This window comes from Cupriavidus malaysiensis (genome assembly GCF_001854325.1).
Taxonomy (GTDB): domain Bacteria; phylum Pseudomonadota; class Gammaproteobacteria; order Burkholderiales; family Burkholderiaceae; genus Cupriavidus; species Cupriavidus malaysiensis.
The window spans coordinates 3,588,195-3,602,674 of sequence record NZ_CP017754.1 but is presented as its reverse complement, the minus strand read 5'-3'; the positions used below and the strand labels follow the sequence as shown (position 1 = coordinate 3,602,674).

12 protein-coding genes and 1 tRNA gene are annotated in these 14,480 nt (G+C 68.2%); 9 read left to right on the top strand and 4 right to left on the bottom strand.

Translation table 11 applies throughout. From position 1 onward, the window contains the following. Window positions 1–17: 17 nt before the first annotated feature. Window positions 18–1,052: a tRNA (adenosine(37)-N6)-threonylcarbamoyltransferase complex transferase subunit TsaD gene (gene tsaD, locus BKK80_RS16285; RefSeq protein WP_071016518.1), complete on the bottom strand. Its 1,035-nt coding sequence runs from the start codon at window positions 1,050–1,052 to the stop codon at window positions 18–20. A 136-nt stretch (window positions 1,053–1,188) separates the two neighbouring features. On the opposite strand from tsaD, the gene BKK80_RS16280 reads away from it, so the two are divergent. From BKK80_RS16280 to dnaG, 4 genes are all read left to right on the top strand, one after another. Continuing rightward, window positions 1,189–2,466: a BaiN/RdsA family NAD(P)/FAD-dependent oxidoreductase gene (locus BKK80_RS16280; RefSeq protein ID WP_071014580.1), complete on the top strand. Its 1,278-nt coding sequence runs from the start codon at window positions 1,189–1,191 to the stop codon at window positions 2,464–2,466. A 164-nt stretch (window positions 2,467–2,630) separates the two neighbouring features. Further along, window positions 2,631–2,843 carry a 30S ribosomal protein S21 gene (gene rpsU, locus BKK80_RS16275; RefSeq protein ID WP_006576196.1) on the top strand — a complete coding sequence of 71 codons (213 nt, stop codon included), beginning with the start codon at window positions 2,631–2,633 and terminating at the stop codon, window positions 2,841–2,843. Between the two features lie 132 nt (window positions 2,844–2,975). Continuing rightward, window positions 2,976–3,425, top strand: coding sequence for a GatB/YqeY domain-containing protein (locus tag BKK80_RS16270; RefSeq protein ID WP_071014577.1), 450 nt, complete (start codon window positions 2,976–2,978; stop codon window positions 3,423–3,425). A gap of 268 nt (window positions 3,426–3,693) precedes the next feature. Then, window positions 3,694–5,508: a DNA primase gene (dnaG, locus tag BKK80_RS16265; protein WP_071070210.1), complete on the top strand. Its 1,815-nt coding sequence runs from the start codon at window positions 3,694–3,696 to the stop codon at window positions 5,506–5,508. 82 nt (window positions 5,509–5,590) lie between these two features. Here the strand turns inward: dnaG and BKK80_RS16260 are convergent, their stop codons facing one another. Continuing rightward, window positions 5,591–5,989, bottom strand: a complete 399-nt coding sequence (locus tag BKK80_RS16260; RefSeq protein ID WP_071070208.1) for a hypothetical protein — start codon at window positions 5,987–5,989, stop codon at window positions 5,591–5,593. 28 nt (window positions 5,990–6,017) lie between these two features. On the opposite strand from BKK80_RS16260, the gene rpoD reads away from it, so the two are divergent. After that, on the top strand, window positions 6,018–8,252 hold the full coding sequence (gene rpoD / locus BKK80_RS16255; protein ID WP_071014572.1) for an RNA polymerase sigma factor RpoD: 2,235 nt from the start codon (window positions 6,018–6,020) through the stop codon (window positions 8,250–8,252). A 54-nt stretch (window positions 8,253–8,306) separates the two neighbouring features. Next, window positions 8,307–8,385, top strand: a tRNA-Ile gene (locus BKK80_RS16250). Between the two features lie 181 nt (window positions 8,386–8,566). On the opposite strand, the gene BKK80_RS16245 is transcribed toward BKK80_RS16250, so the two are convergent. Next, window positions 8,567–9,352, bottom strand: a complete 786-nt coding sequence (locus BKK80_RS16245; RefSeq protein WP_071014569.1) for an IclR family transcriptional regulator domain-containing protein — start codon at window positions 9,350–9,352, stop codon at window positions 8,567–8,569. Window positions 9,353–9,545: 193 nt separating this feature from the next. On the opposite strand from BKK80_RS16245, the gene BKK80_RS16240 reads away from it, so the two are divergent. Continuing rightward, window positions 9,546–11,171: an acyl CoA:acetate/3-ketoacid CoA transferase gene (locus BKK80_RS16240; protein ID WP_071070206.1), complete on the top strand. Its 1,626-nt coding sequence runs from the start codon at window positions 9,546–9,548 to the stop codon at window positions 11,169–11,171. Window positions 11,172–11,299: 128 nt separating this feature from the next. Further along, entirely contained in the window at window positions 11,300–12,298 is a 999-nt protein-coding gene (locus BKK80_RS16235) for a Bug family tripartite tricarboxylate transporter substrate binding protein (RefSeq protein WP_071014563.1), read from the top strand. 103 nt (window positions 12,299–12,401) lie between these two features. Here BKK80_RS16235 and BKK80_RS16230 read toward each other — a convergent pair whose 3' ends face one another. Then, entirely contained in the window at window positions 12,402–12,587 is a 186-nt protein-coding gene (locus tag BKK80_RS16230; protein ID WP_071014562.1) for a hypothetical protein, read from the bottom strand. A 352-nt stretch (window positions 12,588–12,939) separates the two neighbouring features. Here BKK80_RS16230 and BKK80_RS16225 point away from each other — a divergent pair, with 352 nt between their 5' ends. After that, window positions 12,940–14,448, top strand: a complete 1,509-nt coding sequence (locus BKK80_RS16225) for a DEAD/DEAH box helicase (protein ID WP_071014559.1) — start codon at window positions 12,940–12,942, stop codon at window positions 14,446–14,448. Window positions 14,449–14,480: the final 32 nt, after the last annotated feature.

The window sequence follows — 14,480 nt, the reverse complement described above, 5'->3', positions numbered from 1 at the left end:
GGGACCTGGGGGGGCGCTCAGTGCGCCGGCAGCCGGATATCGGCCAGTTCCCAGCGCGGCGTCACGCCATAACCGTAGTCGTGGCGCGCGAGCTGCGGTGCGGCCTGCAGGCGCATGGCGCCGGCGAAGGCGATCATCGCGCCGTTGTCGGTGCAGAAGGCCAGGTCCGGATAGTGGACCTCGATCTTGCGCTGGCGGCCGAGCGTGTCCAGCCGGGCGCGCAGCTGGCGGTTGGCGCCCACGCCGCCGGCCACCACCAGGCGGCGGTGCCCGGTCTGTTTCAGCGCCGCCATCGACTTGGCGGCGAGCACATCGACGATGGCGTCGACGAAGGCGCGCGCCAGGTTGGCGCGGTCCTGCTCGCAGACGTTGCTGCCCAGCTTGCGGCTTTGCGTCAGCACCGCCGTCTTCAGGCCGGCGAAAGAGAAATCGAGGTTGCCCGAGTGCAGCATCGGGCGTGGCAGCGCGAAGGCGCCCGGCGTGCCGAACTCGGCCAGGCGCGAGACTTCCGGGCCACCCGGATATCCCAGCCCGAGCAGTTTGGCGGTCTTGTCGAAGGCTTCGCCGGCGGCGTCGTCCAGGGTCTCGCCAAGCAGGGCGTAGTCGCCGATGCCGCGTACTTCCATCAACTGGGTATGGCCGCCGGAGACCAGCAGGGCGACGAAGGGGAAGGGGGGCGGTGCGTCGGTCAGCAGCGGCGACAGCAGGTGGCCCTCCAGGTGGTGCACGCCCAGCATCGGCACGTTCAGCGCGAAGCCGAGCGCGTTGGCGACCGAGGCGCCGACCAGCAGCGCGCCGGCCAGGCCGGGGCCCTGGGTGTAGGCAATGGCGTCGATGTCCCGGCGAGTGCGCCCGGCCTGGTCGAGCACTTGTTGCAGCAGCGGCAGGACGCGGCGGATGTGGTCGCGCGAGGCGAGCTCCGGTACCACGCCGCCATAGTCGCGATGCATGGCGATCTGCGAGTGCAGGGCGTGCGACAGCAGGCCGGCCCCGGTGTCGTAGAGGGCCAGCCCGGTTTCGTCGCAGGAGGATTCGATGCCGAGGACGAGCATGGGGAAAGCGTAGAGGTCGATGCGGGAAGGGTCGCGGCGCGGGCGCACCCGGGCCTGGCGAGGCCGCAGGGTAGCATACCGGCGCCAGCCGCGCTTTTCGCTACAATCTGCCCCTTCTTTGCAATCTGGGGAACCGATGGACGCTGCAGGTGCCGCATCGGCGGGGACGGCGCGCGGCGCGCGCCCCGCGGGACGCTTCGACGTGGCCGTGCTGGGTGCGGGCGCGGCAGGCATGATGTGCGCGGCCGTGGCCGGGCAGGGTGGCGCGCGCGTGGTCCTGATCGACCACGCCACGCGGCTGGCGGAGAAGATCCGCATCTCGGGCGGGGGGCGCTGCAATTTCACCAACCTGCAGGCTGGGCCGGCCAATTATCTGTCGTCCAATCCGCACTTCTGCCGCTCCGCACTGGCCCGCTACACCCCGCAGGACTTCCTTGCGCTGATGCGCCGCCACGGCATCGCATGGCACGAGAAGCATCGCGGCCAGCTGTTCTGCAACGACAGCGCGGAAGACGTGATCGCCATGCTGCGCGCCGAGTGCGACGCCGCCGGGGTGCGCTGGCAGACCGGCTGCGCGGTGGAGGAGGTGCGCCGCGAAGGCGACGATTTCCTGCTGCTGACCGCGCACGGCACGCTGCGCGCCGGCGCGCTGGTGGTGGCTACCGGTGGCCTTTCGATCCCCAAGATCGGCGCGACCGACCTGGGTTACCGCATCGCGCGCCAGTTCGGCCTCGGCGTGGTCGAGACCCGGCCGGGGCTGGTGCCGCTGACCTTCGACGGCCAGGCCTGGCAGCCGTTCGCGCCGCTGGCCGGCGTGGCCCGGGAGGTCGATATCCGAACCGGTGCCGGCAAGGCGGCGGGCAGCTTCCGCGAGGACCTGTTATGGACCCATCGCGGCCTGTCCGGCCCCGCGGTGCTGCAGATCTCCAGCTTCTGGCGCCCGGGCGCGCCGATCACCATCGATATGTTCGACGGCGAGGATGCCGCCGCCTGGCTGCTCGAGCAGAAAGGGGGCAGCCGCAAGCAGCTGGCCAACCTGCTGGCCGAGCGCTTGCCGGCGCGGCTGGCCGAAGCCTGGTGCGCCGCTGCCGGCCTGCAGGGTCACCAGCCGGTACGCGATATGACGGACAAGGCATTGCGCAAGCTGGGCGAGGCGCTCAACCACTGGCAGCTCGTGCCCTCCGGCACCGAGGGCTACCGCAAGGCGGAAGTGACGCTGGGCGGCGTCGATACCCGCGATCTGTCGTCAACGACGATGATGGCGCGCGAGGTGGCCAACCTCTATTTCGTCGGCGAGGTGGTCGACGTGACGGGCTGGCTGGGCGGCTACAACTTCCAGTGGGCCTGGGCTTCGGCGGTGGCCGCCGGGCGGGCGCTGGCCGAGGCGGCGCAGCACTCGCGCGGGGCCGCGTAGCCGCTCTGGCGATGCGGTTCGGGGGAGTTTTTTCCTAAGGGTTTTCCCTCGATTTGGCCGGCCCGAAATTGCTTGCGCATGGCTCGGAGCCCGATGCTAAACTTACGGTCTTCGTAAAACCGCTAGCCGCGCGAGTTAGCAAACTTCCATCCCCCTCTGGCCAAATGACCACCATCCGCCTCAAAGAAAATGAGCCGTTTGAAGTCGCGATGCGTCGCTTCAAGCGCACCATCGAAAAGAATGGTTTGATTACTGAATTACGGGCACGCGAGTTTTACGAAAAGCCGACGGCCGAGCGCAAGCGCAAGAAGGCCGCCGCCGTGAAGCGCCACTACAAGCGCATCCGCAGCCAGATGCTGCCGAAGAAGCTGTACTGATCGCACCTCCTGCGTCAGCATCGAAACCCGCTGCGGGCTCGGCTCCGGCGGGTTTTTGCGTTGTGGCGGTCCGTCCGAAGGCGTGGCCGCCGCCCCCCTTCCTTTCCACGCCCTTCACTACGGAATATTGTCATGTCCCTCAAAGCCCGCATCAGTGATGACATGAAGGCCGCCATGCGCGCCCGCGAATCGGAGCGTCTCGGCACCATCCGCCTGCTGCTGGCGGCGATCAAGCAGCGCGAGGTCGACGAGCGCATCGAACTGGACGATAGCGCCGTGCTGGCGGTGGTGGAGAAGCTGATCAAGCAGCGCAAGGATGCCATCACGCAGTTCCAGCAGGCGGGACGCGACGATCTGGTGGCCAAGGAGTCCGCCGAGGTCGAGGTGCTGCAGGCCTATATGCCGGCCGCGCTGTCGGAGGCCGAGGTGGCCGCCGAAGTGCAGCGCGCCGTGGCCGAGAGCGGTGCCACCGGTCCGCAGGACATGGGCAAGGTCATGGGGCTGGTCAAGGCGCGCCTGGCCGGCCGTGCCGACATGACGGCGGTGTCCGCGCTGGTCAAGGCCGCGCTGGCGCCGAAGTAAGCCTTGGCCGGGCGGCGGCGTGCCGGACCCCCGCAGCGCATGTTGCGGGGGTTGTCGCGTTCGCGCCACAGCCGCCTGGTTTGGCCGCAGATCCCGGGGAGATGCGGCATAGAAGTGCGCAATTGTCTGCATTCCCCGGCGGGCGGCTAGCCCTGCACTACAATATATCGATGACAAGCGGAACGCCCTGTCCCGCTTGTGCGTATGCCACACCACAGAATGGGCCGCCGCGCCGGCGGCGGTCCCGCTCCTCAGGACGACGAACCGGGTGATTCCCCAATCCTTCATCCAAGACCTGCTCAACCGTGTCGATATCGTCGACGTGGTGGGAAAGTATGTGCAGTTGAAGAAGGGTGGCGCGAATTTCATGGGGCTGTGCCCCTTCCACAACGAGAAATCGCCCTCCTTCACGGTGTCGCCGACCAAGCAGTTCTACCATTGCTTCGGCTGTGGTGCGCACGGTTCGGCCATCGGTTTCCTGATGGAGTATTCGGGGCAGTCCTACCCGGATGCCGTGCGTGAGCTGGCCCAGTCGGTCGGCATGACGGTGCCGGAAGAGCGCGATCGCCTGCCGCCCGCGCAACGTGCCGAGCAGCAGGCCCGCTCGCTGGCCTTGACCGATGCCATGACGCGTGCCACCGAGTTCTACCGCCGCCAGCTGCGCGGCGCCCAGCAGGCTATCCAGTACCTGAAGGGGCGCGGCCTGACCGGCGAGATCGCGGCCCAGTTCGGCCTGGGTTATGCCCCCGACGACTGGCAGGGCCTGGAAGCCGTATTCGGCAGCTATCGCGATGACGCGCTGGCCGGGCCCCTGGTCGAGGCGGGCCTGCTGATCGAAAACGCCGAGCGGCGCGATGCCGACGGCAAGCCGCGCCGCTACGACCGTTTCCGCGACCGCATCATGTTCCCCATCCGCAACACCAAGGGGCAGGTGATCGGCTTCGGCGGGCGCGTGCTGGGGCAGGGCGAGCCCAAATACCTGAATTCGCCGGAAACGCCCCTGTTCAGCAAGGGGACCGAGCTGTATGGCTTGTTCGAGGCACGCCATGCGATCCGGGAAACCGGCTACGTTCTGGTGGTCGAAGGCTATATGGACGTGGTGGCCCTGGCCCAGCTGGGCTTCGCCAATGCCGTGGCCACGCTCGGCACGGCGTGCACGGCCGTGCACGTGCAGAAGCTGCTGCGGCAGACCGATGCGGTGGTGTTCTCCTTCGACGGCGATAGCGCGGGGCGCCGCGCGGCCAGGCGTGCGCTGGAGGCCTGCCTGCCGCACGTGGCGGACAACAAGACCATCCGCTTCCTCTTCCTGCCGTCCGAGCATGACCCGGACAGCTATGTGCGCGAGGAGGGGACCGAGGCCTTTGCGGCGCAGGTGCGCGATGCGATGCCGCTGTCGCGTTTCCTGCTGCAGGTGGTGACCGAGGAGCAGGACTTGCGCCAGCCCGAGGGGCGCGCCCGGGCCCAGTACGAAGCCAGGCCGCTGCTGCAGGCCATGCCGGCCGGCGGCCTGCGGCTGCAGATCGTGCGTGAGCTGGCCGAGGCCACCGGCACCACGCCGGCGGAGATCGAAGCGGTGTGCGGCCTGCGCAGCGATCCGGCACGCGCTGGCCGCTTCGCCCAGCCGCGGCCGCGCGCCAAGCGCCAGGCTCCGACCGGGCTGGAACAGCGGCTGCTGCAATTGCTGATGGGCTACCCGCACTTCGCCGCGCGCCTGGACGAGGACAGCCGCGCCCTGTTGCTGGATGCCGAGCAGCCGCAGGCGGAGGTGCTGGCCCACCTGCTGGAAGCTTGCGGCGAGGTGCAGGGAGAAGTGAATTTTGCGGCATTCAGCGAGCAGCTGGCGCAGTCGCCGTATGCGGAGATCTACGCCAATGTGCGCACGGCGGTGCTGCGCGAAGAGATTGAAGAGGAACCTGCCGGGCTGGAATTCGATGCCGCAGTGACCAAGCTGCTCGCCGAGCCGCTGCGGCGGGAACTGGATGGTCTGGAGACCGCGGTGACCAATGGTGTCGCCGACGAAGCCGCCAAGGCGCGCATGCGCTGGCTGGTGGGCGAGATCAACCGGCGTCGCCGGCTGGGATGAGCGGCGCCTCGGCAGGAGGTGGGTAGTCAGGCGTGGCAGGGCTGCGAGCGGGGCCGTGCAATTGCTCTTAAGCCTTGATTTTTCAGGTGAATGCCTCACCTGACAGGAGGCCGGCAAGTAGCGACGTGCTACAATAGCCGGTTTGGATTGCGAGATCTTTCTTCCCAGTTCTGGTGAAAGTGAGCGTGCCAATGGCAAAGGCCAAAGCAACCGAAAAGGTTTCCACCAAGGCTCCCCAATCCGGGAGCGGCAAGGCGTCCACGAAGACGACGGCGGTACGATCAACCGCGCCGGTCGGGACGCAAGCCAGGCCTTTGCCAGCGAAGTCAGCGCGCGATGCCGAGGCGGCCGGGACGGCCGCGGCATCGGTCGCGACCACTGCAGCCGGAGCCCGCGCATCCAAGAAGAAGACACAGCCCTCGACTTCGGCACGCGAGAGCGGTGAAAACGCCGAGAGCGGCGTCCATGCAAGCGCAAACACGGGCGGCAGCCATGCCGCGCCTGTACCTGTGAGAGGCAAGAGTATCACCGTGGCGAAACAGCAGAATCCCGAAGTCGAGACCAAGCGTACGGCGGCCGCCGCAACCAAGGCCACGCAGGCCAAGGTGGGTGCCGCTTCCACCGCCCCCGCTGCATCCGAGCGCCCCGCCGCTGCGGAACCCAAGAAGCGCGGCCGCAAGCCCAAGGCCGAGATGCAGCACGACGACAGCACCACAGACGACGTGAGCGAAGAGTTTTACGAAGACGAGATGCGCGCAGCGGCGCCTGCCGCGGCGCCGAAGACCGAAAAGCAGAAGGCCAAGGACCGCAAGGCCAAGGAAAAGGCGCTGCTGAAGGAATTCGCCTCGACCCAGCAAGGCACGGAGGAAGAGCTCGAGGCGCGCCGCCAGAAGCTCAAGGCTCTGATCAAGCTGGGCAAGTCGCGCGGCTACCTGACCTATGCGGAGATCAACGATCACCTGCCGGACGACATGGTCGATTCGGAAACGATCGACACGCTGGTCGCCACGCTGAATGACATCGGCATCGCCGTCTACGAACAGGCTCCGGACGCCGAGACGCTGCTGCTCAACGACAACGCGCCGTCGGCCACCAGCGAGGAAGAGGCCGAGGAAGAAGCCGAGGCCGCGCTGTCCACCGTCGATTCCGAGTTCGGCCGCACCACCGACCCCGTGCGCATGTACATGCGCGAGATGGGCACGGTCGAGCTGCTGACGCGCGAGGGCGAGATCGAGATCGCCAAACGCATCGAGGCCGGCCTGAAAGACATGGTGATGGCCATCTCCGCCTGCCCGGTCACGATCTCCGAGATCCTGGCCCAGGCCGAGCGCGTCGCCAACGACGAGATCAAGATCGACGAGTTCGTCGACGGCCTGATCGATCCGAACGCCGATGCCGTCGCCGAGGCTGCCGCCCAGGGCGGTACTGCCGCCGACGAAGAGGAGCTCGAAGAGGAAGAGGCCGAAGAGGACGAGGAAGAGGACGAAGACGACGACGCCGGCGGCGCCGGCGCGTCGGCGCGCCAGCTGGAAGAGCTCAAGCTGGCCGCGATGGAGAAGTTCCGCGTCATCGCCGAGCAGTTCGACAAGATGCGCCGCGCCTTCGAGAAGGAGGGCTACAAGTCCAAGCCCTATGTGAAGGCGCAGGAGGCCATCCAGGCCGAGCTGATGGGCATCCGCTTCACCGCGCGCAACGTCGAGCGCCTGTGCGACACGCTGCGCGGCCAGGTGGACGAAGTGCGCAAGCTCGAGCGCGCGATCCTGAACATCGTGGTCGACAAGTGCGGCATGCCGCGCGCGGATTTCGTCGCCCGCTTCCCGGGCAACGAGACCAACCTCGAGTGGATCGGCGGCGTGATCGCCGACGGCAAGGCCTACAGCGGCATCGTCGAGCGCAATGTGCCGGCCGTGCACGAACTGCAGCAGAAGCTGATCGACCTGCAGGCCCGCGTGGTCCTGCCGCTGAAGGAACTGAAGGACGTCAACCGCAAGATGTCCGAAGGCGAGAAGCGCGCGCGCGAAGCCAAGCGCGAGATGACCGAGGCCAACCTGCGCCTGGTGATCTCCATCGCCAAGAAGTACACCAACCGCGGCCTGCAGTTCCTCGACCTGATCCAGGAAGGCAATATCGGCCTGATGAAGGCGGTGGACAAGTTCGAATATCGCCGCGGCTACAAGTTCTCGACCTACGCCACGTGGTGGATCCGCCAGGCCATCACGCGCTCGATCGCCGACCAGGCGCGCACCATCCGCATCCCGGTGCACATGATCGAGACCATCAACAAGATGAACCGCATCTCGCGCCAGATCCTGCAGGAGACCGGCAACGAGCCGGATCCGGCGACGCTGGCCGAGAAGATGGAGATGCCCGAGGACAAGATCCGCAAGATCATGAAGATCGCCAAGGAGCCGATCTCCATGGAAACGCCGATCGGTGACGACGACGACTCCCATCTGGGCGACTTCATCGAGGACACCAACACGCTGGCCCCGGCCGAAGCCGCGCTGCACGGTTCGATGCGCGACGTGGTCAAGGACGTGCTGGATTCGCTGACGCCGCGCGAAGCCAAGGTGCTGCGCATGCGCTTCGGCATCGAGATGAGCACCGACCATACGCTGGAAGAGGTCGGCAAGCAGTTCGACGTGACGCGCGAACGGATCCGCCAGATCGAGGCCAAGGCGCTGCGCAAGCTGCGCCATCCGAGCCGCTCCGACAAGCTGAAGAGCTTCCTGGAAGGCAACTGATCCTGAGATAATGCAGGGACGGACCCGGCCCCGGCCGGGTCCGTCGCGTTTTCCGGGCCTCTAGCTCATGCTTGGTTAGAGCAGCGGACTCATAATCCGTTGGTGCCGTGTTCGACTCACGGGAGGCCCACCATTGCCGAGGGGCCCGCAGCGATGCTGCGGGCCCCTTTCTCTTTGCGGCTTGCGATGCGGGCGGAGCGGACCGGTGCGATGCCCGGCTCAGCCGCTTGCCCTGGCCGGTGCTGCAGCCGCCTCGGCCGTCTCCGGCCCCGCTCGCTTCTTCGCCCGCCAGACGACTGCGCCCGTCCGCCGGCTCAACGGCTGCGCAGGATCGCTTCGATCTGCGCGGCGGCGCGCTGCAGCGGCGGCAGGAACTCCGCTTCCAGCACGGCCGGCGCGCGGCTGCCCAGTACCATGCTGAGGCCGAGCGCCGCCACCACTTTGCCGGTCTGGTCGCGCAGCGGCACCGAGATGCCCGCGTAGCCGTCCACCAGTTCGCTGACCAGCACACAGAAGCCCTGGTGTTCCACCTCGGCCAGCAGGCGCGTCAGCGCCTGCCGGGAATGGACCGTGAACGGTGTCAGCTTGCGCAAGGTGGTCGCGGCGAGATAGTGCTCGCGTGCCAGCGGGTCCAGGCCGGCCAGCAGCACGCGCCCGAGCGAATGGGCATAGGCCGGCATGCGGCGGCCGATCGCCATGTCCACGCGCAGCAGTTGATGGGGTTCCTCGCGTGCGACCAGCACCACCGCATCGCCATCCAGGACACCCAGCGAGCAGCTTTCGCCGGCGTCGGCGCACAGGGCCTGCAGGTAGGGGCGGGCCAGTTGCGGCAGCGTCATCGAGGCGAAGTAGGCATAGCCGAGCTCCATGACGCGCGGCGTCAGGGCGAAGAAGCGCCCGTCCTGCTCCAGGTAGCCGTTGTGCTGCAGCGTCAGCAGCAGGCGGCGCGCTGCGGCGCGCGTGACCTCCAGGCGTTCCGCCACGTCCTGCATGGTCAGGCGCCCGACTCCCGTTGCGAACAGGCGCAGCAGCGCCAGCCCCTTGCTGAGCGAGTCGAGCAGTTCTTCCTTGTCCTTTCTGGCAGCGTCGGTTTCCGGCATTGCGGGCGGGTGGGGTCGTGAAACGCTGGATTCTAGTGCGCCGGGCAGGGCTTGCGCGACCGGCGATCCTGTCCGTATCATAGTGTTTGGCGAACAAATGTTCGCAAAATAATATGTCCGGGCCATCGGCCCGGCACCAGCCGGGGCAGATCAAGCGGCCGCGGCGAAGAGCAGGACAAAACGGAGACAAGCGATGCAGGTGGTGAGCGCGCAGCAAGCGGCTGCGCTGGTGCAATCCGGCTGGACCGTGGCCAGTGCCGGTTTTGTCGGCGCGGGGCATGCGGAGACGGTGACCGAAGCGCTCGAACGGCGCTTCCTGCAGAGCGGACTGCCGCGCGACCTGACCCTGGTCTACTCGGCCGGGCAGGGCGACCGCGGTGCACGCGGCGTCAACCACTTCGGCAATGCCGGCATGACCACCCGCATCGTCGGCGGGCACTGGCGCTCGGCGACGCGCCTGGCGGCGCTGGCGCTGGCAGGGGAGTGCGAGGCCTTCAACCTGCCGCAGGGCGTGATCACTCATCTGTACCGCGCCATCGCCGGTGGCAAGCCGGGCGTGATCAGCAAGATCGGCCTGCACACCTTCGTCGACCCGCGTAGCGCGCAGGATGCGCGCTACCACGGCGGCGCCCTCAATGCGCGCGCCAGCGAGGCCGCGGCGGCCGGACGCGCCTGGGTGGACGCCATCGCCCTGCGCGGCGAGGAATACCTGTTCTACCCGAGCTTCCCGATCCACTGCGCGCTGATCCGCTGCACCAGCGCCGACCCGCGCGGCAACCTGAGCACGCATCGCGAAGCCTTCCATCACGAGTTGCTTGCGATCGCCCAGGCGGCCCACAACTCGGGCGGCATCGTCATTGCCCAGGTAGAGTCGCTGGTCGAGCGCCACGACAACCTGCAGGCCATCCACGTGCCGGGCATCCTGGTCGACTACGTGGTGGTCAGCGAAGATCCGGCCCATCACCAGATGACCTTCGCCGAGACCTTCAACCCGGCCTATGTCACGTCCTGGCGCGGCGCGGACGGTTCCGCCGCGCCTGCCGCGGCCGAAGCGCCGGCGACGGTGCTGGATGCCCGCACCATCGTGCAGCGCCGCGCGGTGCTGGAGCTGGCCGAGCGCCGCCCGCGCGTGGTCAACCTCGGCGTCGGCATGCCCGCCGCGGTGGGCATGCTGGCCGAGCAGGCCGGCGTGGCAGGATTCACGCTTACGGTGGAGGCCGGGCCGATCGGCGGCACGCCGGCCGACGGCCTCAGCTTCGGCGCCTCGGCCTATCCGGAGGCGGTGGTCGACCAGCCGGCGCAGTTCGATTTCTACGAGGGTGGCGGCATCGACCTCGCGATCCTCGGGCTGGCCGAGCTGGATGGCGACGGCAACGTCAACGTGAGCCGCTTCGGCAGTGGCGAGCAGGCCCTGATCGCGGGCGTTGGCGGTTTCATCAACATCACGCAAAGCGCGCGTGCCGTGGTCTTCATGGGCACGCTGACCGCGGGCGGGCTGGAGGTGGCGGTCGAGGATGGCGCACTGCGCATCGTGCGCGAAGGGCGCATCCGCAAGATCGTGCCCGCCGTGTCGCACCTGAGCTTCAACGGCCCTTATGTGGCCGGCAACGGCGTGCCGGTACGCTACCTGACCGAGCGCGCGGTGTTCGAGATGCGCGCGGACGAGCGTGGCACCCAGCGCCTGACGCTGGTGGAGATCGCCCCCGGCCTGGATCCCCGCCGCGACGTGCTCGCGCTGTGCGATGCCGAGGTCGCGCTCGCGCCGGACCTGCGCCTGATGGATGCCCGGCTGTTCCAGCCCGGCCCGCTGTCGCTCTGACCATCCTGAGGCGGCGGCCGGCCGGCGCTGTTCCCGCCCGCCGTGCTGTCCCGCCGTCTCGCTGTCCCGTTGTTCCGCTGTCCAACCTTTTCTTGACGATCCCTGAAGACGCAGTTCCGCCAGACATCATGCAGAAGACCAACCGACGTCAATTCGTGCGCCGTCTCGGCGCTGCCGCCCTGGGGGCGATGCTGCCGCTGGGCGCCGCCCCGGTGCTGGCCCAGTCCTATCCCGCCAAGCCCATCCGCCTGGTGGTGCCGTTCCCGCCGGGCGGGCCGACCGATACCGCCGCGCGCATCATCGGGCAGAAGCTCAGCGAAACGATGGGGCAGCCGGTGGTGGTGGACAACCGTCCTGGTGCCTCCGGCACCATCGGCGCCGAGGCCGTGGCCAAGAGCGCACCGGACGGCTACACGCTGCTGATGCTGGCCACGCCCACCCTGCTGGCGCCGCACCTGATTCCGCGCAAGGGCTATGACCTGTTCAAGGATTTCACGCCGGTCGGGGCTGCCTATGACCTGCCCATCGTCATGGTGGTGAATCCCCAGGCGCTGCCCGACGTGCACAGCCTGCAGGACTACATGGCGCGCGCGAAGGCCAAGCCCGGCGCGATGAACTACACCAGCGCCGGCAATGGCAGCTTTGGCCACCTGTCGACCGAACTGCTGAAGAGCCTGGGCCACTTCGACGTGCAGCACGTGCCATACAAGGGCAGCGCGCCGGCCATCTCGGACCTGCTGGCCGGGCAGGTGCCGATGATGTTCTCCGACATGATTGCCGCGCTGCCGCATATCAAGGCCGGTAAGCTGCGCCCGATCGCAGTGGGTTCGGCCCGCCGCGTGAGTTTCACGCCTGACGTGAAGACGGTGGCAGAGCAGGGCTTTCCCGGCTTCGATGCGACGGCCTGGGGCGGCCTGCTGGCACCGGCCGGCACCTCCAAGGAGATCGTCGGCCGCCTGTCGGCCGAGTTGAAGGCGACCCTGGCCGACCCGACGGTGCAGGACAAGATGCTGAAGGCCGGCACGGTCGCGTCCTACCAGGTGCCGGAGCAGATGTCGGCGCGCATGCGCGCCGACGACCGCAAATGGGGCAAGGTGATCCAGGACAACGGGATCCGCGGCGACTGAGCCCGCTCGGACCGAATGGTGCCGGTCGGAAGGATTGTTTGCGTGAATGAGGCGGCTGCGGCACGCTTCGCCGCGCCTGCCGCCGGGGGCGGTGGCAGAGGCCTCAGGCCTTGCCGGCGACCGGTGCCGATTCCGGCGCCGGCTGATGGCCAGGCCGGTGGCCGGCCAGTGCCTGGCCGTCGCCGGCGTGCGCCGGCGCGGACATTGCTGCCTCCGGGGCGCAGCCGAGGCCGAGGAAGACGCCCGAAATGAGCAGAAAGCGGTGCAGGGCGATGCGAGAGAGTTCCATCAGGTACTTCGGTATCGGTAGCGTGGCGTGGATTCGGTTCGAATTGGATGGGCGCTGCCGGGCCGCTTCGGTGCCCGAGGTCCGGCTTGCAGCGCCGCAGCGGCGATGATGGTGGTCAAACGTGACATGTGCGTGACTTTTTCGCTGCTGTCACGAACGCCTGTTGCCGCGTCGTGCTGTTCATCGATGCGGCTCTGATGCTAAAATCTAAGTCTTTGATTCTCATGGGCTATTGATTTTGCCGGCACGCCCCGGCGGGCCTGCGGCGTTGCCGCGGTGCCGATCAGCCAGCCCGCTTCGAGACGCGTGTCCGCTGGCGCCGGGTCCGCTCCTGCCGCCAGACACCGAAATCATGACCACGACCAGCCAAGCAGACACTGCAGCCAACGCAGACCAGAACGCCAACGCCATTACCTTCGACAGCTTCGGCTTGGATGCGCGCATCCTGCGTGCGCTGACCGAGCAGGGCTACACCAAGCCCACGCCGATCCAGGCGCAGGCGATTCCGGTGGTGCTGCTGGGCAAGGACGTGATGGGCGCGGCCCAGACCGGTACCGGCAAGACCGCCGGCTTCGCGCTGCCCATCATCCAGCGCCTGCTGCCGCTGGCCAATGGCAGCGCCTCGCCGGCGCGCCATCCGGTGCGCGCGCTGATGCTGACACCAACGCGCGAGCTGGCCGACCAGGTCTACGACAACGTCGCGCGCTACGCCAAGCACACCGACCTGCGCAGCACGGTGGTGTTCGGCGGCGTCGACATGAATCCGCAGACCGATGCGCTGCGCCGTGGCGTGGAAATCCTGGTGGCGACGCCGGGTCGCCTGCTCGACCACGTGCAGCAGAAATCGGTCAACCTGTCGCAGGTGCAGATGCTGGTGCTGGACGAAGCCGACCGCATGCTGGACATGGGCTTCCTGCCCGACCTGCAGCGCATCATCAACCTGCTGCCGGCCCAGCGCCAGACGCTGCTGTTCTCCGCCACCTTCTCGCCCGAGATCAAGCGCCTTGCCTCGAGCTACCTGACCCAGCCGGTCACCATCGAGGTGGCGCGCAGCAACTCGGCCAACGAAAACGTGCGGCAGACCGTCTACCAGGTCGAGGATGGCCAGAAGCAGGCCGCCGTGGTGCACCTGCTCAAGCAGCGCGCGGCCCAGGGCCTGTCGCGCCAGTGCATCGTCTTCGTCAACAGCAAGATCGGCTGCTCGCGCCTGGCGCGCCACCTGGAGCGCGAGGGCATCAACGCCGCCGCCATCCACGGTGACAAGACCCAGACCGAGCGCATGCAGACGCTCGAAGGCTTCAAGAACGGCACCATCGACGCGCTGGTCGCCACCGATGTGGCTGCGCGCGGGCTGGATATTCCCGACATGCCCTGCGTGATCAACTTCGACCTGCCGTTCAGCGCCGAGGATTACGTGCACCGGATCGGCCGCACGGGCCGTGCCGGTGCCAGCGGCGACGCGCTGTCGGTATTCCAGCCGGGCGACGAGCGCCTGCTCGTCGATATCGAGAAGCTGATCAAGCGCAGCATCCCGCGTGCCACGCTGGATGGCTTCGATCCCACGGGCGAGCGTGCGCGCGGCGAAGATGCCGAACGGCGCCGTGCCCGCTCGGAAGTCCGTCGCGCCCGCGGCGAGTCCGAGGAGCGCCCGCGCCGCAAGGATGGCAATGGCTCGGGGCAGCGCCCCGTCTTCCGTCCGTCGGACGACCCCTTCTTCTCGCGCCCCTACGAGCCCAGCGCCGGCAGTGCCGCCGCCACGCCGAAGCCGGAGGAGGCCGCCATCGCCGCGCTCGGGCGCGGCCGCACCGCGCCGAAGCGCCCGCTGGCCGCACTGCTCGGCGGCGTTCCGCGCAAGTCCTGAGCGCGCGCATCGGTGCCGCCGTCGATGGCTGC